This is a genomic window from Arthrobacter sp. TE26545 (assembly GCF_056279005.1).
This window is the reverse complement of the sequence record NZ_JBWBQM010000001.1, coordinates 1,976,827-2,001,107: the sequence shown is the minus strand read 5'-3', so window position 1 is coordinate 2,001,107 and position 24,281 is coordinate 1,976,827. Positions and strand designations below refer to the sequence as shown.

General features: G+C 66.1%; 21 protein-coding genes and 1 pseudogene. 5 read left to right on the top strand and 17 right to left on the bottom strand.

What is annotated here, in order from left to right; genetic code table 11:
* Positions 1-33: 33 nt before the first annotated feature.
* On the bottom strand, positions 34-459 hold the full coding sequence (locus tag ACZ9CK_RS08925) for a nuclear transport factor 2 family protein (RefSeq protein WP_426297628.1): 426 nt from the start codon (positions 457-459) through the stop codon (positions 34-36).
* A 70-nt stretch (positions 460-529) separates the two neighbouring features.
* On the opposite strand from ACZ9CK_RS08925, the gene ACZ9CK_RS08920 reads away from it, so the two are divergent.
* On the top strand, positions 530-1,207 hold the full coding sequence (locus tag ACZ9CK_RS08920; RefSeq protein ID WP_476049780.1) for a peptide deformylase: 678 nt from the start codon (positions 530-532) through the stop codon (positions 1,205-1,207).
* Here the strand turns inward: ACZ9CK_RS08920 and ACZ9CK_RS08915 are convergent.
* Entirely contained in the window at positions 1,204-3,240 is a 2,037-nt protein-coding gene (locus tag ACZ9CK_RS08915; protein ID WP_476049779.1) for a S9 family peptidase, read from the bottom strand. The genes ACZ9CK_RS08920 and ACZ9CK_RS08915 overlap by 4 nt on opposite strands.
* Positions 3,241-3,309: 69 nt before the next feature.
* Here ACZ9CK_RS08915 and ACZ9CK_RS08910 point away from each other — a divergent pair, with 69 nt between their 5' ends.
* From ACZ9CK_RS08910 to ACZ9CK_RS08895, 4 genes and pseudogenes are all read left to right on the top strand, one after another.
* Complete coding sequence (locus ACZ9CK_RS08910; protein WP_426297622.1) at positions 3,310-4,164, top strand: putative RNA methyltransferase; 855 nt, start codon at positions 3,310-3,312, stop codon at positions 4,162-4,164.
* Between the two features lie 106 nt (positions 4,165-4,270).
* Positions 4,271-4,723, top strand: a complete 453-nt coding sequence (locus ACZ9CK_RS08905; RefSeq protein ID WP_426297620.1) for an NfeD family protein — start codon at positions 4,271-4,273, stop codon at positions 4,721-4,723.
* Positions 4,724-4,798: 75 nt separating this feature from the next.
* Positions 4,799-5,777: pseudogene (locus ACZ9CK_RS08900) on the top strand (SPFH domain-containing protein).
* 278 nt (positions 5,778-6,055) lie between these two features.
* On the top strand, positions 6,056-6,403 hold the full coding sequence (locus ACZ9CK_RS08895; protein ID WP_074590970.1) for an RNA polymerase-binding protein RbpA: 348 nt from the start codon (positions 6,056-6,058) through the stop codon (positions 6,401-6,403).
* 72 nt (positions 6,404-6,475) lie between these two features.
* Here the strand turns inward: ACZ9CK_RS08895 and ACZ9CK_RS08890 are convergent, their stop codons facing one another.
* The 15 genes from ACZ9CK_RS08890 to arc all read right to left on the bottom strand — a co-directional run bounded on the left by ACZ9CK_RS08890 (position 6,476) and on the right by arc (position 24,241).
* Positions 6,476-7,225: a polyprenol monophosphomannose synthase gene (locus ACZ9CK_RS08890; protein ID WP_476049778.1), complete on the bottom strand. Its 750-nt coding sequence runs from the start codon at positions 7,223-7,225 to the stop codon at positions 6,476-6,478.
* Positions 7,226-7,622: 397 nt separating this feature from the next.
* Positions 7,623-9,284, bottom strand: a complete 1,662-nt coding sequence (locus tag ACZ9CK_RS08885) for an amidohydrolase (RefSeq protein WP_476049777.1) — start codon at positions 9,282-9,284, stop codon at positions 7,623-7,625.
* Positions 9,285-9,315: 31 nt separating this feature from the next.
* Positions 9,316-12,237, bottom strand: coding sequence for a DEAD/DEAH box helicase (locus ACZ9CK_RS08880; protein WP_426297610.1), 2,922 nt, complete (start codon positions 12,235-12,237; stop codon positions 9,316-9,318).
* A 136-nt stretch (positions 12,238-12,373) separates the two neighbouring features.
* Positions 12,374-13,168, bottom strand: a complete 795-nt coding sequence (gene tatC, locus ACZ9CK_RS08875; protein ID WP_476049776.1) for a twin-arginine translocase subunit TatC — start codon at positions 13,166-13,168, stop codon at positions 12,374-12,376.
* Between the two features lie 45 nt (positions 13,169-13,213).
* The gene (tatA, locus tag ACZ9CK_RS08870) at positions 13,214-13,474 is read right to left on the bottom strand and encodes a Sec-independent protein translocase subunit TatA (protein ID WP_426297606.1); all 261 of its coding nucleotides are present in this window, start codon (positions 13,472-13,474) and stop codon (positions 13,214-13,216) included.
* 35 nt (positions 13,475-13,509) lie between these two features.
* Positions 13,510-13,860 carry a hypothetical protein gene (locus ACZ9CK_RS08865; protein ID WP_426297604.1) on the bottom strand — a complete coding sequence of 117 codons (351 nt, stop codon included), beginning with the start codon at positions 13,858-13,860 and terminating at the stop codon, positions 13,510-13,512.
* Between the two features lie 19 nt (positions 13,861-13,879).
* Positions 13,880-15,871 (bottom strand): helix-turn-helix transcriptional regulator, encoded by a 1,992-nt coding sequence (locus ACZ9CK_RS08860; protein WP_476049775.1) that lies wholly within the window; start codon positions 15,869-15,871, stop codon positions 13,880-13,882.
* A 95-nt stretch (positions 15,872-15,966) separates the two neighbouring features.
* Positions 15,967-16,362, bottom strand: a complete 396-nt coding sequence (locus ACZ9CK_RS08855; RefSeq protein ID WP_476049774.1) for an FKBP-type peptidyl-prolyl cis-trans isomerase — start codon at positions 16,360-16,362, stop codon at positions 15,967-15,969.
* 50 nt (positions 16,363-16,412) lie between these two features.
* Entirely contained in the window at positions 16,413-17,357 is a 945-nt protein-coding gene (locus ACZ9CK_RS08850; protein ID WP_476049773.1) for an FKBP-type peptidyl-prolyl cis-trans isomerase, read from the bottom strand.
* A gap of 109 nt (positions 17,358-17,466) precedes the next feature.
* Positions 17,467-18,831, bottom strand: coding sequence for a Pup--protein ligase (gene pafA / locus ACZ9CK_RS08845; protein ID WP_426297596.1), 1,365 nt, complete (start codon positions 18,829-18,831; stop codon positions 17,467-17,469).
* A gap of 1 nt (position 18,832) precedes the next feature.
* On the bottom strand, positions 18,833-19,540 hold the full coding sequence (gene prcA / locus ACZ9CK_RS08840) for a proteasome subunit alpha (RefSeq protein WP_426297594.1): 708 nt from the start codon (positions 19,538-19,540) through the stop codon (positions 18,833-18,835).
* Position 19,541: 1 nt separating this feature from the next.
* Positions 19,542-20,351: a proteasome subunit beta gene (prcB, locus tag ACZ9CK_RS08835; protein WP_426297592.1), complete on the bottom strand. Its 810-nt coding sequence runs from the start codon at positions 20,349-20,351 to the stop codon at positions 19,542-19,544.
* Positions 20,352-20,418: 67 nt separating this feature from the next.
* Complete coding sequence (locus ACZ9CK_RS08830; protein WP_426297590.1) at positions 20,419-20,622, bottom strand: ubiquitin-like protein Pup; 204 nt, start codon at positions 20,620-20,622, stop codon at positions 20,419-20,421.
* Positions 20,623-20,768: 146 nt separating this feature from the next.
* Positions 20,769-22,385 carry a depupylase/deamidase Dop gene (dop, locus tag ACZ9CK_RS08825; RefSeq protein ID WP_476050879.1) on the bottom strand — a complete coding sequence of 539 codons (1,617 nt, stop codon included), beginning with the start codon at positions 22,383-22,385 and terminating at the stop codon, positions 20,769-20,771.
* Between the two features lie 50 nt (positions 22,386-22,435).
* Positions 22,436-24,241 (bottom strand): proteasome ATPase, encoded by a 1,806-nt coding sequence (gene arc / locus ACZ9CK_RS08820; RefSeq protein WP_476049772.1) that lies wholly within the window; start codon positions 24,239-24,241, stop codon positions 22,436-22,438.
* Positions 24,242-24,281: the final 40 nt, after the last annotated feature.

Below are 24,281 nucleotides of genomic sequence, written 5' to 3'. Positions count from 1 at the left end.
GCGAACCACCGTGCCCGGGCCGGTGCGGGAACGTCAGGCCGTGACCGTCACCTGCGCAGGGTCGGTGAAGTAGCAGTCGTAGCTGTCCTGGCTGCGGATCCGGCCGTCCTCCACCTCGAATACTGCCGTTGTGCGGGCGCGGATGGTTTCCCCGGCGTCCCAGTGCGGCAGGTCCAGCAGCAGGATGGCGGACCAGTTGATTTCCAGGACCACGCGGTTCCCCTCGCAGGTGGTGCGCACAATCTCGAAATGCTGGTTCTTGACCACGTCCTTGCTCTGGTCTGCCCCGGAAAGCGTGGCCTGCAAGTCCCGGATGGCACCCCGCGCCGACAGCACATGGGGCCATTCCGTGAGCTTGAAATCGTCGGCAAGGAAGGGCCGCACATCCGCCGCTCCTCCTCCGCCTTCAACGGCACGGATGAAGCCCAACACACAGTCCAAGGGGGTCAGCTCACTCATTTTTCGAGCCTAGTGCATGCCTCGCCAATGCCTTGGCGGAAGCCCCGGCACCGCAAGTTAGGCTCGGTCCATGGACTTCCGTCTTCATTCACTCACAGCTGCCCCTCCGACTCCCCTGGGCGTGTCGGAAATCCGGGACCTCGTCGAGGGCATCCTGGCGGAGGACGCCCTGCCGCTCATCGTCCAGGCCGGCCACCCCGTGCTCCGCCAGTACGCCGCCGCCTACGAAGGGCAGTTGGACGATTCCACCCTTTATCAATTGATCGACGTGATGCGCCGGACCATGCATGACGCGCCGGGAGTCGGGCTCGCGGCGCCCCAGATTGGCGTTCCCCTGCAACTGGCGGTCCTTGAGGACCAGTTCGACGTCGATCCGGCGGCCGCCACTATCCGGGAACGGCGTCCGCTGGACTTCTTCGCCATGCTTAACCCGGTGTATTCGTCCATCGGTGCTGACACGGCGTCGTTCTACGAAGGCTGCCTCTCGGTCCGGGGCTATCAGGCAGTGGTGACCCGGCACCGCCAGGTTGCCCTGGATTACGTGCGCCCGGACGGAAGCTCTGCGCACGCCGAATTCAGCGGCTGGCAGGCCCGGATCGTCCAGCATGAAACGGACCATCTGCACGGAGCCCTCTATCTGGACCGTGCGGAAACCCGCTCGCTGGCAAGCAACGAGGAGTATTCCGCCCGCTGGGCCCAGCCGGGGGTCAGCCAGGCAGGCGCGGAGCTGGGCTTCCCACCCGGCTAAGAGGCCGCCGTCGGCAGCTTTTCCGCCCACCAGGCCAGGATCTGCTCGAAACGCTGCTTCCTGTGGTGCGGGGTGCCGGAGCGCGAGAGCTCGTGGTCCTCGCCGGGAAAGAGCAGGAGCGCGGACTCCACGCCCTGGGCCTTGAGCGCGGCGAAATACCGCTGGCCCTGCTCAACCGGGCAGCGGAGGTCGTTTTCGCTGTGGATCACCAGGGTGGGCGTGCGGACCTGCGACACCACGGCCATCGGGCTCTGGGCCAGCATCTGTTCCAAGGTCCCGCCGGTGTATTCACCCCCGAAGAACCAGCCGATGTCGGAGGAGCCGGTAAAGCTGACCGGATCGAGGAACCCACGTTCCACGATCGCGGCCTTGAAGCGGTGATCGTGCGCGATGGTCCACGCGGTCAGGTAGCCGCCGTAGGACCCGCCCATGATGCCGACCGCGGTGGAATCCAGGCCCGGGAACGTGGCCAGGGCACCGTCGAGGAAGGCCAGGACGTCCGCCATGTCCACGGTCCCCATCGCTTCCTTGATGGACGAGCCGTGCGCCTGGCCGTAGCCTGCCGAGCCTCGCGGATTGCACATCAGTACGGCATAACCTGCCTCCGCATACACCTGCGCTTCGTCGAAGAACGCGCAGCTGTACTGGGCGAACGGGCCGCCATGGATGTTCAACAGGACTGGGTGCGGTCCGGGACCGTCCGGCAGGACCAGCCATCCGTGCACGGGGTAGCCGTCCGCTCCGTCGGCAATAAATTCACGGGGTTCACGCACTGTGCTTTCGTTCCGGAGCGCTGCGGAGAAATCGCTGAGCAGGCGAAGTTCGCCTCGCTCCAGCACGCCCAGGTCGCCGTGGCTTGCGGCGTCGGCGAAGGCAACGGCCACCACATCCCCGGCCGCGGCGGCGCCGAGCACCTCCCGCTCGCCGTGCAGCAGCACCTCGCTGCCGCCGTCGGCCGTCCATTTCAACAGCTCAACGCTGCCGCGGTGCGAGTTCAGGACCAGCACCCCGTCGGGGCCGGCAGGCTCCAAGGGGCCGGACAGGTCCTGCTGTTCGACGTCGCTCAGCACCCGGGCCTCGCCGCCTTCGGCGGGCATCACCCACAGGGCGGTGTTCCGGGCGACGAAGTCCAAGCCGCTCGCTCCGAGTTCCTGGCCCGTGAAGAACAGCTGCCGGCCGTTGCGGGATTCCCGGACCGCATTGATGGCCTGCGGCTCCGCGCCGCTTGGCACCAGTACGGCGTCCCCGCCCACCGCCGGCACCTTGTAGATGCCCGAGGCGATGTCCGCGTCATGCCCTTCATGGCCGGCGGCCACGAAGTACACGCTGCGCCCGTCGCTGCTGAAAACGGGAGCGGTGTGGTCGACGTCGCCGGAGGTGAGCTGCACGACGGCGGGAATGCCCTTTGACGCCGCCCCCTCCTTGTCCTTCTGGTCTTTGTCCTTCTGGTCTTTGTCCTTCTGCTCCTTGGCTGCCCGCCCGGCGGGCGGGACGGCGGGCTCCCCGCCCAGCTCCGGAACCTCCAGGACGAACAGCTGGACGGCCTTGTCCTGCGTGTACCCGACGCCGTTCATCCGGTACTGGTTGCTGCTGACCAGGCGGGCGTCTTCACTTCCGGGCCCGACGCCGTCCACGGTGCCGTAACGGCCCTCTTCCGGGACGCGGGATGCGAAGACGATCCTTGCCGAGTCCGGCGCCCAGGAGAATTCCGTGACACCAAGCTTCTGCTCGGTGAGGGCCTGCGGCTCTCCGCCGGCCGCCTCCACAATGTGCAGCTGCGGTTTGCCGTCGGATGTCGCCCGGAGGAACGCAAGCACCCGGCCGTCCGGCGAAAAAGCCGGGGCGGTGTCGCGGAAGCCCCGAGTGATCCGCCGGGGACGCTGGGAAGCATCGAACGGGACGCTCCACAACTGGCCCACGTAGGCGTCGGCGTCGAAATCGGGACGCGTGACCGAGATGACGGCCCGGCTCGCGTCGGGATGCACCGTGGGGGCGGAGACGGAATTCAGCAGCGGCAACTGTTCGGGTTTCACGCTGGTGAGCCTAACGCCTCCCCGCGCTGACGCCGGGCCTGCCACTCCGTCCGCCGTAGGATTGTCCCTATGCTTTCCGACGCCGTGTCCGCCCTGCGCTGCCCGATCTGCCAGGACGGACTGGCCCTGGAAAACGGTCCGCGCCGTGCCCTGCGGTGCCCGGCCGGCCACAGCTTCGACGCCGCCAAGCAGGGTTACTTCAATCTGCTCACCGGAAAGGGCACAGCCTTCGAGGCCGACTCCGCGGCCATGGCCGCGGCCCGCCATGACTTCCTGTCCGCCGGGCACTACGCTGCCCTCGCCAGGGCCGTTGGGGACCTGGCGGTTCCGGGGATGCTCCGCAGTGATGCAGTCCTGCTGGATTCCGGGACCGGCACGGGAAACTACCTGCGGGCAATCCTTGACCGCTCCCCTGCCGCCTCCATCGGCCTCGACATCTCCAAATTCGCGCTCCGGCGCGCCGCCCGCCTGAACCCGGACACCCTCAATCTCGTGTGGGACGTCTGGCGGCCCCTGCCGCTGGGGACCGGCCGCATCGACGTCGTTACCGTCGTTTTCGCGCCGCGGAACCCAGGCGAGTTCGCCAGGGTGCTCCGGCCGGGCGGCCGCGCCATCGTCGTCACTCCCCGCCCGGGGCATCTCGCGGAAATCGCCGGCCTTGCGGGGATGCTCCGCATCGAGGAAGGAAAGGATGAACGCCTTGCCGAATCGATGGGCAGCCATTTCACCCTGTCCGGGCAGGAATCACTGGACATCCCCCTGCGGCTGGACGAGGCCGAGACCGCCGATCTTGCCTTCATGGGGCCGGCCGGGCATCACCTTGACCGGCAGGAACTCCTTGCCTCGCTCGCGGGCAGGGGGCCGGTGGAGACCACCGCGAGGTTCTCCCTGTCGGTATTCACCACGCCTCCGGCCGCTTCCTGACGCCGGGCCGCACAGCGGGCTAGGATGGAAAAACAGCGGGCGACACGCCGGTGCACCATCCGTTCCCACGGCTGCGGCGCACGGCGGATCCGGAACAGGGGGAACGATGTTTGAATGGCTCGGCGAGAACTGGTGGGCGCTCTGGCTCACGGTCTTCCTCGCCTTCGCGGTGATCGAGATGCTCACCCTCGATCTCTTCTTCATCATGCTTGGCGGCGGAGCCTTGGCCGCCCTCATTGCTCATTTCGTGGGTGCCGAGCTCTGGCTCCAGATCGTCGTCTTCTGCATCGTGTCGCTGCTGATGATCGTCTTCGTCCGCCCGGTGGCCATGAAGCACCTGCGCAAAGGCCCCGCGGACCAACTGAGCAACATTGACCGCCTGATCGGGCAATCCGCCGTGGTCATGGAATCGGTCAGCGCTGCCGGCGGCCTGGTGAAGATCGGCGGCGACGTGTGGAGCGCCCGCAGCACGGGCGGCACCATTGCCGCCGGAGAGAGCGTCCGGGTCACCCGGATCGACGGCGCGACGGCGGTTGTCTCGCCCGGCTCCCAGCAATGACAGCCGGCACCTGGCCGAAGAACCGCATCACAACCTAGCTGCATCAGAACGAATTTTGGGGAATGAAGGAGATGTATGGATAGCTTGGGAGGGACTGCAGCCGCGATCGTGCTGATAGTCCTCATAGTATTTGTGATCATTGTGCTGGTCCGCTCGATCAGGATCATCCCGCAGGCACGTGCCGGCGTCGTCGAGCGGTTGGGCAAGTACCAGCGCACCCTCAACCCGGGCCTGACGATCCTGATCCCCTTCGTGGACCGGCTGCTTCCGCTGCTGGACCTGCGCGAGCAGGTGGTCTCGTTCCCGCCCCAACCGGTCATCACCGAGGACAACCTGGTGGTCTCCATCGACACCGTGGTCTACTTCCAGGTCACCGACCCGCGTGCGGCAACCTACGAGATCGCCAACTACATCCAGGCAGTGGAACAGCTGACCACCACCACGCTGCGCAACGTCGTCGGTGGCCTGAACCTGGAAGAAGCGCTCACCTCGCGCGACCAGATCAACGGCCAGCTCCGCGGTGTATTGGACGAGGCCACCGGACGCTGGGGCATCCGTGTTTCGCGCGTGGAGCTGAAGGCGATCGATCCGCCGCACAGCATCCAGGACTCGATGGAAAAGCAGATGCGCGCCGAGCGTGACCGCCGTGCCGCGATCCTCACGGCCGAGGGCACCAAGCAGTCGCAGATCCTCACTGCCGAAGGGCAGCGCCAGTCCGCCATCCTGAAGGCCGAGGGTGACGCGAAGGCCGCGATCCTCCGGGCAGACGGTGAGGCCCAGGCCATCCAGAAGGTCTTCGACGCGATCCACAAGGGCAACCCGGACCAGAAGCTGCTGGCGTATCAGTACCTGCAGACCCTTCCCGAAGCTTGCCGAGGGCACATCCAACAAGCTCTGGATCATCCCGAGCGAGGTTGGCGAGGCGCTCAAGGGCATCGGCGGGGCGCTGGGCGGCGCCGACACCAACGGCGTCGCGGGCCTCTTTGGGAACAAGGCAGCCGCAGGGGCTGCCGCTCCCGACGCCGCGCCGCGGCCACCGGAACCGACGCCGTAAGGGAGACGTTCCGGAGAGGGGCCGGTCACCGATGTGACCGGCCCCTCTCGCTGCGTGGACCCGGCCGGCCGCCGCGCGAAGCCGCGGCAACGCCCGGGAGTCCGGCGTTCTGCGTATAATGGTGTATTTGTCCGAGCGGTTCAATCCGCACGGAACATTTGAGCTTGGTCAAGCGTTGCATTTAGTGGTGCACGGTGTGCAGACAGTAGTCCGGACGGCGTCGCAAAGCCGGCCGACTAGCGCGGATGCAGTTCCGCGAACAGATAGAGGGAGTAAACATGAGCGATCGCAGCCTCCGCGGCATGCGCCTTGGGGCGCAGAGCATGGAAACCGAATCCGGTGTGGAGCCGGCTCCGCGCCAGCGGGTTGAATACCGCTGCGCAGATGGCGAGCAGGTCTTCGTGACGTTCTCGTCCGAGGCCGAAATCCCTCCCGTCTGGGTCTCCAAGACCGGCAAGGAAGCCCTCCTGGTGGATGGCGAACGTCCCGTGGACAGCAACGAAAAGGCGGTCCGCACGCACTGGGACATGTTGCTGGAACGGCGCAGCATCCCTGAACTGGAGCAGATCCTCGAGGATCGCCTGAACATCCTGCGCGAACGCCGCGGAGAGCGTCGCTCCGCGTAACGCGAAGGCAAAAAGCAGAAGGCAGGGCCGGCACCGTGTGGTGCCGGCCCTGCCTTTGTGCTGAGTGGAATGCTAGGCGCGTTCGGCCGTGGCGTCCTTCTTGCCGGTGAGCTTTGCCCAGCGGGCGGAAAGGCCCCATTTGGTGACGTTGATCATGGCCTCGACCACGATGTTGCCGCTCATCTTGGAGGCACCGAGTTCGCGTTCCACGAAGGTGATGGGGCATTCGACAATCTTCAGGCCGAGCTTCGCCACGCGCCAGGCCAGGTCCACCTGGAATCCGTAGCCGACTGATTCGACCTCGTCCAGCTTGAGTGCTTCGAGCGTGCTGCGCCGGAATGCCCTGTAGCCGCCGGTGACGTCCTTGATCTTCACGCCGAGCATGATGCGGGCGTAGGTGCTCCCCACCCGGGAAATGGCCTGGCGGTAGAGCGGCCAGTTGACGACGCTGCCACCCGGTACCCAGCGCGAGCCCATGGCCAGGTCAGCGCCTTCCTTGACCGCCGTCAGCAGCAGGGGAAGCTGTTCGGGCTTGTGCGAGCCGTCTGCATCCATTTCGACCAGGATGTCGTAGCCTGCGGCCATGCCCCATTTGAAGCCCGCAATGTAGGCGGCGCCCAAACCTTCCTTGCCCTTGCGGTGCAGGACGTGGACCTGCCTGTCTTCGGCTGCGATGCTGTCGGCGAGCTGTCCTGTGCCGTCCGGGCTGTTGTCGTCGACGACGAGGACGTCGGACTCGGGGACGGCTGCGCGGAGCCTGCCGAGAGTCTTGGGAAGCGATTCCAGCTCGTTGTACGTAGGGATGATCGTCAGGACACGCAAGAAGAGGCCTTTCCTTGATGGAGCGGTCGATGTGCCGGAGCAGCCGCATGGCTGGGATTCTGGCGCAACTCTCCATTATAGGACCGGCACCGGGTGGGAATGACCGCGGGCAGGTCCACACACGCAGGGCCAGTGCCGTCCGGGCCGATAGAGCGCCGGTTGGACTGTTTTCTGCGTCGGTGGACCTGCCCGTTGATGAGTTCTGCAGCCCCGGCCTTGCCCGCCGGGGCGGCCACGGGATCGGAGTGCAGCCAAGGAGCCCGCACCGTCACCGTGACCCCCTGTTGACGATAAATGCTACGGACTACACAGATTCTGTCAAGCACTACCTGAACTGGGGATCCTTACGTTTTCCCAGTTCAGATGGCGTTCGGCCGGCAGAAATATCCAGAAAGGTTCAGGCGCGCAGAGACTCGGCCGCGAAGAGTTCGCGGCCTTCCCGTACGGTCTGCAGGCAGACCGGGTCGCTGCCGGTGTCCAGTGCCGGCAAAAGAGGCGTGCGCGCCCGGGGGTCCGTGCTCCACGACTGGACCCTGCTGTCTGCCACCTGCACCATGAGCTCCTCGACCCCCCAGACGGCGAAGCTGGCAGGGGCGCCCGGAACCAGCTGCCCCAGCAAGGGGTTGCGCTGCTTGCTGGCGCGCCAGCCTGCGCGGGTGTGCCCGAGGAATGCTGCCCGGGCCGAGATCCGCTCGCCGGGGTTGCTGTGTTCCAGGCATGCCCTCACGCTCGCCCACGGCCGCAAAGGCGTCACCGGGCTGTCGCTGCCGAATGCCAGGGGAACCCCGGCCGAATAGAAGGAGGCGAAGGGGTTCATGGTCTTGCTGCGGCTGCCGAGACGCTGTTCGTACATACCGCCGGGCGCTCCCCATTCGGCGTCGAAGGCCGGTTGTGCGCTGACAGTGACGGAGTGCTTGGCGAGCCGGGCAATGGCGCCTGCGTCTGCCATTTCCACGTGCTCGAAGCGGTGCCCGGCCGCCCGGATGCGCTGCTCCCCCACCTCGGCCGCAGCAATGTCGAGGGCTTCGAGCGCGCCCGCCAGGCCGGCGTCGCCGATTACATGGAAGCCGGCCTGCAGTCCCAGCAGGGAGCAGGCGGCAAGGTGCCGCGCGGCCTCGTCAACGGAAAGATAGAGGGTTCCGCGGTGGCCCGGAGAATCTGCGTAGGGTTCCGTGAGGGCGGCGGTCCTGGAGCCGATGGAGCCGTCGATGTTCAGGTCCCCGGCAAGCCCCAGCGCCGGAACGCCGAGTTCCTCCAGGATCGTGCGGGCCTCGTCCTCGGACCCTGCCAGCTGGCCCCAGTAGGGAAGGACTTCGGGCAGGGCCGATCCTGAGGAGTTCCAGGAGAACGCGCTGCGCAGGTCCTCCATGCCGCAGATGTGGGGCGCGGCCATTTCTGCCAGTGCAACGTAGCCGTTGGCCGCGGCCTCCCTGAGGGCCGTCTCCTGGTACCCCAGGCGGGCGGATTCCGGGAGCTGCCGTGCCGACAGCCGCGCGGCGGTGTGCGCGTCCCGCAGCACATGGGCCGTGCCGTTCCAGCCGTCCATGCCGGCAAGGCCTGCTGCGGCGGCCAGTCGGTCCGACACGAGCGCCGAGTGCACATCGACGCGGGAGAGATAGACGCTACGTCCGCCGGCGGCCCGTCCGAGCTCTTCCGCCCTGGGCAGGTCCTTCACGTCCCAGGCTGACTCATCCCAGCCGTGTCCCAACAGCGGAGCAGTGGCGTCCAGGCCGGCTGCCGCCACGGCAACCGCGTCGAGGAGCCCGGCCGCGGAACGGACGCCGTCGAGCCGCAAACCAGCAGCTGCGATCCCGGTTTCGGTGAGGTGGACGTGCGAGTCGACGAAGCCCGGGGCCAGCAAGGCGCCGTGGAGGTCGATGATTTCCATCGAGGAGTCCGCGATGGAAGATGCCGCCTGCTCGGAACCGATCCACGCGACTGTGCCGCCGTCCACCACCATGGCGGTCGCAAAAGGATCGGCCGCCGAGTAGACCGAGCCGTTGCGGTACATGGTTACTTTGCGGTCCGGCTGGCCGCCGGACATGGCGGAATTGCTCATCGGTGTCTCCTAGCTGAAGCGGATGCTGCGCTCACGCGACGTTCGAGTACGCCACGACGCCGCGGCGGACAAGGTCTATGGCTTCCCGGCAGATCCGGGCGAGCCGGGGTTCCAGGCCAGGGATTTTGGCCAGCTGGTCCAGCAAATCCACCACCTGCTTCGCCCAACGGACAAAGTCACCGGCTGCCAGATCCGTGCCGTTCAGCACTTCCTGCAGGTGGCGGCCCTTGGCCCATTTGAACATCGGCCAGACCAAGCCAAGCTCCGGTTCTGCGGTGAGCGGGAGCTTGTTCTGCTCCTCGAGGTCTTCCAGGCGGGACCACTCCCGGACCACGATATCCACGGATTCCTCCAGCGAAACGGACGGCATCCTGGGCCTCAGGCCGCGGTCCTCGCGCTTGGCCTGGTACACCAGGGCGCTGGCGAACGCGGCCAGTTCCGCCGCATCGAGATCGGAAATCGCGCCCTGGCGGATGGCCTGCGAGATGAGCAGGTCCTTTTCACCATAGATCCGGCGCAGGCGCTGCCCGTCGCTGCTGATGGCCAGATGTCCGCCGCCCTGGGCTTCGAGGTAGCCGTAGGCAGACAGGACATCGCAGACCCGGTCGAAGGTCTTGGCGATCGTGTTGGTCCTCCCCTGGATCTGCCGCGCCAGGCCGTCCGTTTCCTGGCGGAGCTTCCACCAACGTTCGGACCAGCGCGCGTGGTCTTCGCGTTCGCTGCAGCCGTGACAGGGATGTGCGCGCAGGGCTTTGCGCAGGCCCGCGATCTTGCGCTCCTGCTCGGCAACATTGTGGCTCCCGCCGAAGTCCTCGTTCCGCGCCGTGCGCGCCGGCGGCCTGCCCTCCCGGACAGCGTCCCGAAGCGCTGATGCGAGGTCCCGCCGGGATTTGGGAACCTTGGCGTTGAAGGACTTGGGAATCCGGATCCAGGATTCGGCGCTGACCGGCCCGTCGACGTCGTAACTGCTGATCCGGCGGAGCTGGCCGTCCTCGGTCAGGATGGCAGGCCGCGGCTCACGTGCCTGGCTGTCTGCACTGAGGACGACGGCGTAGCCCGGGATCCGGCCGCCGCTCACCTTCAGCACGTCGCCCGGCATGAGCCTGGTGAGCGAGTCCTGGGTCAGCGACTTACGTGCCCGGGCGTTGCTGCGGGAGGCCGCCTTTTCGGCGTCGCTGAGTTCCCGTCGAAGGGTGGCGTACTCCGTGAAATCGCCAAGGTGGCAGGTCATGGCCTTGGCGTAACCGGCAAGGGATTCCTCCCGCGCCCGGACTTGCCGGGCAAGCCCCACCACCGAGCGGTCCGCTTGGAACTGCGCGAAGGAAGACTCGAGGATCTCCCTTGCCCGGGCACGGCCGAATTGGGCGATGAGGTTGATGCTCATGTTGTAGGTCGGCCGGAAGCTTGAGTTCAGCGGATACGTCCGGCGGGAGGCGAGGCCGGCGACGGCGGCGGGATCCGTTCCCGGCTGCCAGAGCACCACCGCATGGCCCTCGACGTCGATCCCCCGCCGTCCGGCGCGGCCGGTCAGCTGGGTGTACTCCCCCGCCGTGATGTTGACGTGGGCTTCTCCGTTGAACTTGTCGAGTTTCTCCAGGACCACGCAGCGCGCGGGCATGTTGACGCCCAAAGCCAGGGTTTCCGTGGCGAACACGGCTTTGATGAGACCCTCGGCGAAGAGCGTCTCCACGACTTCCTTGAAGGTGGGGAGCAGCCCGGCATGGTGGGCGGCGAGGCCGCGGAGCAGGCCGTCGCGCCAGCCCCAGAAGCCGAGGACATCGAGGTCTTCGGCGGGGATGTCCCGGCTGGCCTCGTCCACGCGGGACGCGATGATCTGCTGTTCGCGCTCAGTGGTGAGCCACAGCCCGGCTGCTGCGCACTGGGCCACCGCGGCGTCGCAGCCGGCACGCGAGAAGATGAAGGTGATCGCGGGCAGCAGGTCCTGCCGGTCGAGGCTTGCGATCACCTGGGGACGGCTGGCCTTGCGTACCGGGCTGCGCTGCGCATCGCCGCCGCGTTCCTCGCGTTGCCGGTCCTGGCGGCGCCTGCTGCGCCCGCCGTGCCCGAAGCGGCCGCGGAAGTTCATCTGGCTTTCGGCGCGGGCCATGGAGAGGAGCTCGGGGTTCACTTCGAAGCCGGCCCTGGGTTCGCCGTCCGGCCCATTGCTCCGCCGTTTGTCCGGATCTTCCGCGGGCCCGCTATCCCCACCGCGTCCATTGCCGCCCGGAGCGGATGCGATTTCGTCGAAGGTAGTATCGCCGGCGAAGAGGTCCACGATCTCCCGGCCCACCATGACGTGCTGCCACAAGGGCACCGGCCGGTGTTCGGAGACGATCACGTCGGTGTCGCCGCGGACGGTGTCCAGCCAGGCACCGAATTCCTCGGCGTTGGAGACGGTGGCGCTCAGGGACGCCAACTGGACCTCGCTGGGCAGGTGGATGATGACTTCTTCCCAGACGGCGCCGCGGAAGCGGTCCGCCAGGTAATGCACCTCGTCCATGACCACGTAGCCGAGGTTGCCCAGGGTATCCGAGTCGGCATAGAGCATGTTCCGGAGCACCTCGGTGGTCATCACGACCACCGGTGCTTCGCCGTTGATGGTCGTGTCCCCCGTCAGCAGGCCGACGTTGGCCGCCCCGTACTTGGCTGCAAGTTCCGAGAATTTCTGGTTGCTGAGGGCTTTGATCGGGGTGGTGTAAAAAGCCTTCAGCCCACGTTCCAAGGCCAGGTAGATGGCGAATTCGCCGACGATGGTCTTGCCGGCGCCGGTGGGCGCTGCCACCAGCACCCCCCTGCCTTCCTGGAGGGAACGGCAGGCCTCGCGCTGGAAATCGTCGAGTTCGAAGTCCAGTGTGCGGCTGAATGCACCCAGGTAGCTCTTCGTATCTGACGACCGCTGCGCAGCCGCCCTGTATCGCTCTGAGGGCGACGCGGCCTCAGGGTGGTTGAACATGATTCAAGCCTAACTTGCGAGGGGACCCGGCCGAGGGCCCAAGGCGGCGGAGGCCCCGAACTGAGCGAAGCGAAGTTTGGGGCCCGATGGGGACTTGCGAGGTTGGGGAGCAAGTTAGGCGCTAGTGGCTTGGAGGCTACAGCTTGTCCAGATCGGAGGCTGACGTTCCGATGTCCGCCGTGGCCTCGGTCTCCTCGGCAAGTTTCACCTGCCGGCGGGCACGCCGTTTGTCGTTCAGCAGGCAGAGGCCGATGGCGGCGAAGAAAAGCAGGAGCATGGGCACAGCCAGGTAGAACATGCTCATGGCGTCGGCGCCGGGGGCAGCCATGGCCGCGAACAGGCACACAAGGAAGATCGTGATCCGCCAGCTCTTGATGAGCTGCTGCCCCTTGATGATGCCGGCGAGATTTAAGCCCACCAGGACCACCGGGATCAGAAACGCGATGCCGAAAGCCAGCAAGAGCCTGATCACGAAGGCCAGGTAGATGTCCGCACTGATGAAGTTGGACCCGCCCTCGGGCGTGAACTCCGTCAGCACGCGCACGGCGTTGGGGAGCACGAACCAGGCCAGCAGCACACCCGCGACAAACAAAGGAACCGCGGCGGCCACGAAGGACAACGCCAACCGGCGTTCCTTCTTGTGTAGCCCGGGAACGATGAACGCCCAGAGCTGGTAGATCCAGACGGGGCTGGCGATGATGACGCCCAGGAAGATCGAGACCTGGATCATCAGGTCAAAGGAGCTCGCGACGCCATCAAAATTCAGCGCCGCGAGCCGGCCTCCGGTGTTGTTGAGGTCCTTGATCGGCTTGATGAGCGCAGCCAACAGGGGCTGATACACGATGAAGCCCACCACGGTTCCGGCGATCACCGCAAGGGCGGACTTGAAAAGCCGGTTCTTCAGTTCCTTGAGGTGATCGAGCAGGGCCATGCGCCCTTCAGGATTGGCCTTCCGACCTTTCACTTGCACCACTCGTCAAACGCGGTTGTTCGGCGGGAGGTCGGTGTCCCCGCCGTTCTTGCCGTTCTGCTCCGGGTGGCCGACCACTTTGCCTTCCACCGGGGGTTCTCCGCTGGCCGCTTCGGACGAACCGTCCTTCTTCATTTCGCGGACCTCGGATTTGAAAATACGCATCGACTGGCCGATGCTGCGCGCCATGGACGGCAGCTTGGGCGCTGCGAAGAGCACCAGGGCCAGGACGACGATGATGACAATATGCCAGCCTTCAAGCCTCATGTGGGGAAGTCCTTTCGTTGGAATACATCCTACGTCTAACTTAATTCGATGTCGTGCAGAGACTGGGGTTGGCCCCGTTCCGCTTTGCGCTTAACACGCCTCTGCCGACGCAACTCCCGGCGGGAGGCCTTGGCCGCGAAGTAATCATGACGCATCTGTTCCGGTGAGGCAAAAACGGCGGAACCGGGCACTGGACGCCGCGTACCGCCGTCGTCCTCCGGGGCTTCCGGGGCCGCCGGCAGGTGCCCGAGCCTGGCGCCCGCAGCGGTAAGTTCGCGCAAAGTTGCCATGACTTTCCGGAACAGGCCGATGCCAAGCAGCAGGTAACAAAGCAGCGAGACCGCAATCAACGCCACCCAGAGCAGGATCCATGACCACCAAGGCATATTAAGAGTCTAGCCAGCCTCAGGCTCGGTACTGTCCGAGGGCGGCCCTGACCCATGCCGCCGAGCTTTCAGCCAGGACGGCGGGCTCCAGGATACGGGCGGCGCCGCCGTGTTGGGCGATGAACATCGGCAGCCAGTCGACGCTTCCGAAACGGACCTCCGCGAGCAGGCCGCCGTCGGGCAGTTCAGCAGTGCGTTCAGCGTAGTAGTCATCGGCCAAGTGCGCCCCTTGCCCGCTCAACTGCAGGACAACCACGACGTCGTCGTCGCTCGGCGTGTAGAGCTTCACTGGAACGGAAGTCTCGGCACTGGCCGGAGTGGACACCGTGTTGCCGTTCGGCACGAGCTCCTCGATGCGGTCCAGGCGGAAATTCCTTACCGCGGCCTTGCTGTGGCAGTACGCCTCGAAGTACCAGGTGTTGTCCTGCGAATACAGGCGCAGCGGATCCACGTCCCGTTCCGAGACGGCGTCCCGCTGCGGCGAGAAATACCGGAGCGCGAGCTGCCTGCCATCCTTGATGGCAGCAGTGACCGTTTCGAAGAATCCAGCCTCTGCGGCTTCCACCGGTGGAGCCGCGAAGGACGCTGCCACCCGCCCGGCCTCCCCCGCAGCACCGGCGAGCTTGACAGTGACCGATTCCAAGGCGCTGGCCTGCTCATCACCCGACAGACCGGCCTGGGCCGGAAGGTTGCCGAGCGTGGCCAGGCCGGTCAGCAGTGCGGATGCCTCTTCTTCGCTGAAGCGCACCGGCCGGTTCAGCTCCAGGTGTTCGTGGATGTAGACGTGCTCGTCTTCCCAGTCGATGTCGAAAAGGTCATCCGGATAGCCTTCGGGCAGGCCGGAGCAGATGAGGATCTGGAGGTCCGCGATGAGTTCCTTTCGGCTGATCCCGAAACGGTCGGCCACTTCCTGGATGGGGAGGCCCTGGTTGTGGACCAGGAAAGGGACCAGCTGCAGCATGCGGCTCAGCTGGTCCTCCGACGTCCTCTTGCGCGCACGGCTGGACGCGGCGGGGAATTCCACCGGGAGGGCGGGGCGGGAAATGGCCGCTTCCGCGGCTTCCAGGCGGCGTACGACGGCGGTGCGCAGCTCCGCGGGCTCGACAACCCTTACGTGCGGGCCGTAGGAGGCGAGCTCCTCGGCGAAAAGTTCGCTGTCGCGGAACGGCACCGCGAGCACATCCTGGCCACTTTGGGCGGGTGTGCGCCCCGGAACCGGGACGGAACGCTTGCGCAATCCGAGGAGCCTGCCGGCTGCAACCTCGAGGATCGCGTCCTGCTGCGGCAGCTCGGCCAGGCCGTCCAGCTCTTTCCGTGCGTCGAAACCGGCGGGCAGCTCGTAGCTGTCCCTCGTCTCAAGCTGCACCGCCGTGGTCATCCGGGACAGCCGGAAGAAGCGTTTCGCTCCGCGCGCCCGGTCGAATCCGACGAGGTACCACTGACCGAAGCGGCTGCCGAGGCCCCAAGGTTCCACCCGCCGTCGTTCTTCAAGGCCTGTGCTCGCAGCCCGGTATCCGAAGCTGACCGGATGCCGCGCGTTCAAGGCGTTCACGATCGCTTCGAAGGACGGCCCGGCGGGCTTGATCCGCGGCTGGACGCCAGCCGGAAGCTCCACTTCGCCAAGGTCCCCGGATGCCTGGAGCTTGCGCAGGGCGCTGGCCGCGGCACCGCCGAGGGCTGAGCGTTCCCACAGCATCGCCGCAAGGACCAGGACCGTACCTTCGGCGGGCGTCAGATGGACGTCCGGCAGGCGGTTGGATTCCTTGCCGATCCGGTAGCGGGTGGTGGCCGGATCGTCTGCGGAGAGGCCGGCCTCGGCGATCGTCTCTATCTCGAATCCGAAGCTGCGCAGCTCCGTCTTGTCCCGCTCGAACATGCGTCCGAAGGCCGCGTCATTGCTGTCGTGGTCGTGGTAGACCTTCTCCCGCAGGACGGCGCGCGAGAGGCCGTACTTCGTGTTCAGGAGCGCAAGAAGCAGGTTGAGGAGGCGTTCGGTACGTGATGCGGACACGGATGCAACGTTACTAAAGTCCCGGGGTTAACGAAGAAGGCGGGTCAACTGCCGGACGATGCCTGCAGCTGACCCGCCTTCCGGGTGCTTCGCGTCTAGCGGACAGCGAGCAGGTCCACGACGAAGATCAGTGCTTCGTTGGGCTTGATCGCTGCACCGGCGCCACGGGAGCCGTAGGCGAGCTCGGAGGGGATCTCGAGGCGGCGACGGCCGCCGACCCTCATCCCGAGCAGGCCCTGGTCCCAGCCCTGGATGACCTGGCCGACGCCGACGCGGAAGTCGAGCGGGGCGCCGCGGTTCCAGGAAGCGTCGAATTCCTCGCCGGTGGACCAGGCCACGCCGACGTAATGGGTGGAAACGGTGTCTCCGGGCTTGGCCTCGGCGCCGGCGCCGACAATCAGGTCGGTGATGACCAGCTCGGCGGGGACGTCGCCTTCCGGGAAGTCGATTTCAGGCTTGGTGCGGTCGTAGTCGCGCTGTCCGAATGACATGGTGCTCCTCAATATGTGCTTGGAGTGGTGGGGTTTGTTTGCTGTGTTGGCTACTTGACGCCGAGGATGTCGACGACGAAAACGAGGTCACCCTTGGCCTCGCCCTGCCCGGCGTCACCGTAGGCGAGGTTCTTGGGGATGACCAGGAGGACCCGGGAACCGACGGTCTTGCCGGCCAGGCCCTGGGTCCAGCCCTTGATGACATTGCTGAGCGGGAAAGTGGCTACGCCCTTGTGCCCGAAGCTGTCCTCGAAACTGGAGTCGAACTTCTTGCCGCCCACCAGGTTCACGCCGACGTAGTTGACGGTGAGGGTGTCGCTGGCCTTGACCACGGCCCCCTTGCCCTTGATGAGGTCCTGGGCGATGAGGGACTTGGGTGCCTTGACCCCGTCGACCGAGATTTCCGGGACGCCCGCGTCGTTGACCTTCACCGACGGCAGTCCGGCCGGAGGAGTGACGGTGTCGCCTTCGGGCTTGTCGAGGACCTTCGGTGCGTCCTTTGCGGAGATGAGCTTGAAGACGACCAACTGGCTCGCCCCGGCGGCGTTGCCTTCGCTGGCGGCCTTGCCCGGCGCGGCGAAAGCGATCTGCGAACCGACCTTCGCGCCGACGACGACGTTGTAGATCAGGGAGCTGCCCTGCTTGAGCTGGTCGTTGAGTTCGATCGGCTGCGCACCGGAAGCGTAGGTGTCTTCCAGGGTCTTGCCGGTCTTGCCGTCGACGGCCACGTAGGACATTTCGACGATCTGGCCTGCTTTGATGCGGTCGCCCTTGCCCTCGGTGACTTCCTTCACCGTGGGTTCAGCGACTTCCAGCGGCTTGGGGAACTCCAGCCCCGGCGCCTTCTGGTCGCCGTTGTCGGAAATCTTCAAGGAATCGAACTTGGCCACGTCGCCGGCAGACTGGCTGCTCGGTTCCGGAGCCGCAGGGGTACCGCCTCCGCAGGCAGTGAGCAGCAAAAGGCCAGGGATCAGTATTGCAAGGAGTCGGCGCACAAGTTGAACTTTCGTCGGGGCTCAAGGACACGTGCCGGGGCCGGGCCTAGGCACGCATGAGTTGACCTGGAAAATGGCCAAGTTCCAGAGTAGCGGCAAAAGCTGGGAGTCAGCTCATTGAATCCAGCAGTGCGTCCACGCGCTCATCGACGCTGCGGAAAGGGTCCTTGCACAGGATCGTCTGGTGGGCGCGGTCATTGAGTTTCAGGTGCACCCAGTCCACGGTGTAGTCGCGGCCCAGTTCCTGCGCCCGCCGGACGAAGTCTCCCCGCAGCTTTGCCCGGGTGCTCTGCGGCGGCATGTCCACGGCATCCTTGATGTCCGTCTCCGCCAGGAGCCGCCTTGCGGCTCCGCGGGATTGGAGCAGGTAGAACAGCCCGCGCTGCCTGGAGATGTCGTGGTAGGTCAGGTCGAGCTGGGCGATCCGTGGCGAATCCAGGCCCAGGCCGTGCCGTTCCATGTATGCGTCCATCAGTTTCTTCTTGATGGCCCAGTCGACCTCGGTGTCGATGGCGCTGGTGTTGCCGCTTTCAATGGCGTCGAGCGTACGTCCCCAAAGGTCGAGGATCAGGGGTACATGCGGGTTGTGGGCGCCATTGGCCTCCACGAATTCGGTGACTTTGTCGAGGTATTCGCGCTGGATTTCCAAAGCGGTCAACTGGCGGCCGTTGGCCAGCCGGACCAGGGCCTTCCCGCTGAGGTCGTGGGAGATCTCGCGGATGCTGCGGATGGGGTTCTCCATGCGCATGTCCCGCATGATCACCCCGGCTTCGATCATCCGAAGCAGCAGGTCGACGGTGCCGACCTTCAGCAGGGCGGTGGTCTCTGACATGTTGGAGTCGCCCACGATGACGTGGAGCCGGCGGAAGAACTCGGCGTCGGCGTGCGGCTCGTCCCGGGTGTTGATGATCGGCCGGGAACGGGTGGTCGCGGAAGAGACACCTTCCCAGATGTGGTCCGCCCGCTGGGAGAAGGCGAAGGTGGCCCCGTGCGGGGTTTTCAGGACCTTGCCGGCACCGGCGATCAGTTGCCGGGTCACCAGGAACGGGATGAGGATCTCTGCGAGCCGGGAGAACTCGCCGCGCCGCGGGATGAGGTAGTTCTCGTGGCTGCCGTAGGAGTTCCCTGCAGAGTCGGTGTTGTTCTTGAACAGGTACACGGTGCCGTTGAACCCTTCGGCGGCGAGCCTGCTCTGGGCCTCGTCGACGAGGTCGTCGAGGATGAGTTCGCCGGCCCGGTCATGGGCGATCAACTGGGCCAGGTCGTCGCATTCGGCCGTGGCATATTCGGGGTGGGAACCGACGTCGAGGTAGAGGCGGGACCCGTTGGTGAGGAAGACGTTGGAGGACCGGCCCCAGCTGACCACCTTGCGGAACAGGTACCGGGCAACCTCCTCCGGCGCGAGTGGCCGTGAATCGGGGCTCGAGTAGGAGATCCCGAACTCGGTTTCGATTCCGAAAATCCTCTTGTCCATGTCAGGCCTCCCCTTCCAGCGAGCGAACAATTTCTTCGGCGGACAGCCGTCGGAAAGCACGGCGTGAGCCGCGGCTGCTTTCGGAGCCGCGGTCGAGCACCGCCGCCTCCACGGCCGTTCCGGGCAGGGCGTCCGCATCCTTGTCGGCGGCCAATGCGCGGACCGCGAGCCGGAGCGCACCGGCCAGGCTGAGTTCGGGGCTCCACCCGGCTTCAAGAGCTTCGGAGACCTGCTCTGCCAGGCCCCCCATGGCCACGAAGCCGTTGACGTCGGCGATCGAGCCGTCGAAGGTCAGCCGGTACAGGTGGTCGGAGGCCTGGTCCCGGCCCACTTCTGCCACCGCGAGTTCTACCTCGAAGGGTTTCTGTTCGGCGGTGAACACCGCACCGAGGCTTTGCGCATAGACACTTGCGAGGCCGCGCGCGGTGACGTCCTCGCGGTCGTAGGAGTAACCGCGGACGTCCGCATAGCGCACTCCGGCCTGGCGCAGGCTCTCGAATTCGTTGTACTTGCCGACCGCTGCGAAAGCGATCTTGTCGTAGATTTCCCCGAGCTTGTGCAGGGACGGGGAGGGGTTTTCGGCCACGAGGGCGATCCCGTCGGCGCAGCTGATCACGACGACGGAGCGGCCCCGGGCAATTCCCTTGCGTGCGAAATCCGCGCGGTCCTTCATCAGCTGCTCGGGCGAAACGTAGAACTGCTGGGTCATGTCAGGCCTCCCTTCCTTCGATCGTGCGCGAGCTTGCGATCCGGCCGGCGATGGCGGCCAGTTCACGGTCCGGTACCCTGCGGGCGCCTGCACTGTTAACGGTGTACACGACGGGCCAGAGCTGCCGGACCGGATCGGGACCGCCCGTGGCGGAGTCGTCGTCGGCCGCGTCATAGAGGGCCTCGACGGCGACGGAAACCGCCTCGCTCTCGGAAAGGTTGGGGCGCCACAGTTTCTTGAGCGCGCCCCGGGCGAACACCGACCCCGAGCCCACCGAGTGGTGTTCCTGCTCCTCGTAGCGGCCTCCGGTGACGTCATAGGAGAACAGGCGGCCGAGCTGCGCCACCTGGTCGAAGCCGGCAAACAGCGGGACAACCGCCATGCCCTGCATCGCCATGGGCAGGTTGCTGCGGATCATGGCACCGAGGCGGTTGGCCTTGCCGTCCAGGCTGAGCAGGGTGCCTTCGATCTTTTCGTAGTGTTCCAGTTCCACCTGGAAGAGTTTGGTGATGTCGATGGCCAGGCCTGCGGTTCCGGCGATTCCCAACACAGAGTAGCTGTCGGCCGCGAAGACTTTCTCGATGTGCCTGCTGGCGATCACATTGCCCATGGTGGCCCGCCGGTCCCCCGCCATCAGCACACCGCCCGGGTAGGTCAAGGCGACGATGGTGGTGGCGTGGGGTGCCTGCGGAAGCTGTCCGGCGGGGAGCAACTGGCTGCCGGGCAGGAGTTCAGGTCTTGAGCGCTGCAGATACTCGGTGAATGACGACGTTGCCTCGGTGGCCGGGAAGCCGGCCGTTAGCTCCTGCACTGCTGCGCTCCTTCGACGATGACATCCGGGGCCCGGCGTGGGCCGGGCAGTGGTGGGGGCCCTGCCGCTATTGGCCGCCCTTTTGCACGAATGCGCGGACAAATTCCTCGGCGTTGGATTCAAGGACGCCGTCGATTTCGTCCAACAGGTCGTCCACGCCCTGGGTGGCTGCGGATGCCTGGGCTTCCGGTGCGGCCGGGGGCGCCTCGGGTACCTCGTCCTCGACCTCGGTGTCCCGGGACTGCGGCTGTTGTTGTTCCTGGGCTGCCATGACCCTCTCCATTCTCTTTGCCCCTGGGCGGCGGTTCCGGGGTAGAACTGCTGCGGGGACTCCCTGTAATGCCATACTGCCACGGTGCGGGCGGCCGTGCTGCTGTTTTCCCGCAGGCGATTCGCTCCGCGCCGCGGGGTTGGTGTTCAGCCCCGCGGGGCCGGTGGCGGGCCGAGCAATTCGCCGAGGAATGCTTCGGCCGTGCCGTGCTTCCGGAACAGTGCGCCGGTCAGCGATTCCGTGCCCCGAAGCGGCTCCCGGGTGGGCACCCGCTGCAGTTTCCCGATGCCGGGGACGTCGAAGATGACCGAGTCCCAGCTGGCTCCGACCACCTGTTTGCCGAACGTCGAAACGCACTTTCCGCGGAAATATGCCCGGGTGTCCGAGGGCGGTTCGACGGCGGCACGGGCGATCGCGCCGTCGTCCACCAAGCGCTGCATCCGCTCCCGGGCGAGCATCCGGTAGTACAGCCCCTTCTCGGGCCGGATGTCAGACCATTGGAGGTCCACGAGGCCCAGCCGCGCGTCGGACCATTCGAGCCCGTCGCGCCGGCGGTACCCCTCGAGCAGGGCCAGCTTCGCGAGCCATTCCACCGAGGAGGCGGCGGCCGGCGGATTGGAGCCGAGCAGGGTGAGGACCGACTCCCATTGCTCCAGCACGCCCCGGGTGTGTCCATCGCCGCTGACCGCGTCGGAGACACCGGTTTCCTGGGCGAGCTTGGCCGCGGCTTCGTAGTAGATCCACTGGATGTCCAGCGCGGTCACCCGGCGGCCGTCCAGCAGGCGGAGCGTGGCGCTGAGCGAGGTGTCATGGCTGACTTCCTGCAGCCCTGCCACCGGTTCATGGAGTTCGATCCTCGGAGCCTGGCCGGCCTCGATCAGGCTCAGCACCATGGCGGTAGTGCCGAACTTGAGGTAGTTGGAAACCTGGCTCAGGTTCGCGTCGCCGATGATGACGTGCAGCCGCCGGTACTTGTCCGCTGTGGCGTGTGGTTCGTCCCGGGTATTGATGATCGGCCGGCGGATGGTGGTCTCGAGCCCGACTTCGGCTTCGAAGAAGTCCGCCCGCTGGCTGATCTGGTATCCGGGCCGGGATCCGTCCTGGCCCAGACCCACTCGTCCCGCGCCGCAGATGACCTGCCGCGTGACGAAGAAGGGAGTGAGGCCGCGGACTATATCCCCGAAAGGAACCGAACGGGGCATGAGGTAGTTCTCATGGGATCCGTAGGAGACGGACTTGTTGTCGGTGTTGTTCTTGTAGAGATTGATGGACGGCAGCTCCGGGTCGGCCGCGAGCTTCCGGACGGCTGCGAGGGCCACCAGGTCGCCGGCGGCGTCCCAGGTGACGGCCGCGAGCGGGTTGGTTACCTCCGGGCTCGAGTATTCCGGGTGGGCGTGGTCCACATAGAGGCGCGCGCCGTTGCCGAGGACCATGTTCATCAGCAGGGAGCCGGCCTCGTCCGAACCGTCGGCTTCCAGTTCCTGCCGGCCGTAGGCGAGGGCCACTGCTTCGGCGTCGAGCACCGGAGGCTGGTCAGTCAGCTGGCTGGGGTCAGCCGCACTGCGCTCCAGGGTCCAGCCGCGGGCGTCATGCAGCGGCTCCTCGTCCGTGTAGTCCCAGCGGGTCTCCGCTCCCCCGGCGGTCCGCTGCCTGGTGAGCTGGGCGTAGGCCTGGATGACCCGCGCGGACATCATGGTGGCGTTGGCGCCCGGGGCGGAGGGGGCGTGGATGCCGTATTCCGTTTCCGAGCCCATCACGCGCATGGCTCCGCCGGCCGGCAGTTCGCTGCCCGGCAGCGCCTCGCGTCCCGGGGTCACAGGTACTGGCCGGTGTTCGGGGTCGTCTCGATCGACTTCCCGGGCTCCTGGCCGGCCTTGCCCTGGACGATGGTGCGGATGTAGGTGATGCGCTCACCCTTCTTGCCGGAAATGCGTGCCCAGTCGTCCGGGTTGGTGGTGTTGGGCATGTCCTCGTGCTCACGGAATTCGTCTACGACGGCGCGGAGCAGATGGTCGATCCTCAGGCCCTTTTGCTTGGTGGTGAGCAGGTCCTTGATGGCATACTTCTTGGCCCGGTCCACGACGTTCTGGATCACGGCACCGGAGTTGAAGTCCTTGAAGTACAGCATCTCGGTGTCGCCGTTGGCGTAGGTCACTTCGAGGTATTCGTTGGACTTCTCGGTGGAGTACATCGCCTCGACCGTGCGCTGGATCATCGCGTCGACCGTGGACTGCACATCGCCTTGGTGCTCGGCGAGGTCGTTCGGGTGGAACGGCAGATCCGTGGTGATGTACTTGGCGAAGATGTCCGCGGCGGCTTCAGCGTCCGGGCGCTGGATCTTGACTTTCACGTCAAGGCGGCCGGGCCGGAGGATTGCGGGGTCGATCATGTCTTCGCGGTTCGACGCACCGATCACGATCACGTTCTCCAGCCGCTCCACGCCGTCGATCTCGCTCAGCAGCTGAGGCACGATGGTGGTTTCGACGTCGGAAGACACGCCGGTGCCGCGCGTACGGAACAGCGAGTCCATTTCGTCGAAGAAGACCACCACTGGGCTGCCGTCGGAAGCCTTCTCCCGGGCCCTGGCGAAAATCAGGCGGATGTGGCGTTCGGTCTCACCGACGTACTTGTCCAGCAGTTCCGGGCCCTTGATGTTGAGGAAGTAGCTCTTCAGGTCCGTGTTGCCTGCCCGCTCGCCGGCCCGGGCGGCCAGGGAGTTCGCGACCGCTTTGGCGATCAGGGTCTTGCCGCAGCCCGGAGGCCCGTACAGGAGGATGCCCTTGGGCGCTTTGAGTCCGTGCTCGCGGTAGAGGTCCGGGTGCAGGAATGGAAGCTCGATGGCATCGCGGATCTGCTCGATCTGCGGGCCCAGGCCGCCGATGTCTTCGTAGGTGATGTCCGGGACTTCTTCCAGGACCAGGTTCTCGACTTCCGCGCGGGGCACTTTCTCCAGGACGTAGCCCGTGCGCGAATCCAAGGACAGTGCGTCACCGACGCGCAGGGGTTGCCTCTGCAGGGCCCCGGAGAGCCGGACCACGCGTTCCTCGTCGGCGCGGCCGACCACGAGGGCGCGGTCATGGCCGAGCATCTCCTTCAGGGTCACCAGTTCGCCGGCACGTTCGTAGCCGAGCGCCATGACCACCAGCAGTGCCTCGTTCAGCAGTACTTCCTGGCCCACGGCCAGTTGGTTGACGTTGACCAGCGGGCTGATACCGACGCGCATTTTCCGGCCGGCGTTGAAAATGTCCACGGATTCTTCCGTGTCCGCCTGTCCCGCGTTGCCGGCGGTGGACTGGCGGCGCGGATTGATCTGCAAGATGGTGCCGAAGCTGTAGGGCGGCTGGCCGTCCTGCTCCAAAGCGCTCTTGAGCCGGACGATTTCGGCCTTGGCCGTCTCCAGCATCGTGACGAGCTTGCTGTTGTTCTGGGTGGCTGCCGCGAGTTGCCGGTCGATGTGCCGGAGCTTGTCGCGAAGGATGTTGATCTGCCGCTCGGCGACTGTCAGCTCGCCTTCGCCCTGCTTCGGTCCAACGGCGGACAAGCCGCGTTCCACCGTCCCTTCCGCCTTTGCGGAGGACTCTTCCGGTGTCAGTCCGAAATCGTTGTTCGTGGTATCCACGAAGCATCAGCCCCTTCCTGCGTCTATAGATAGACCTTAG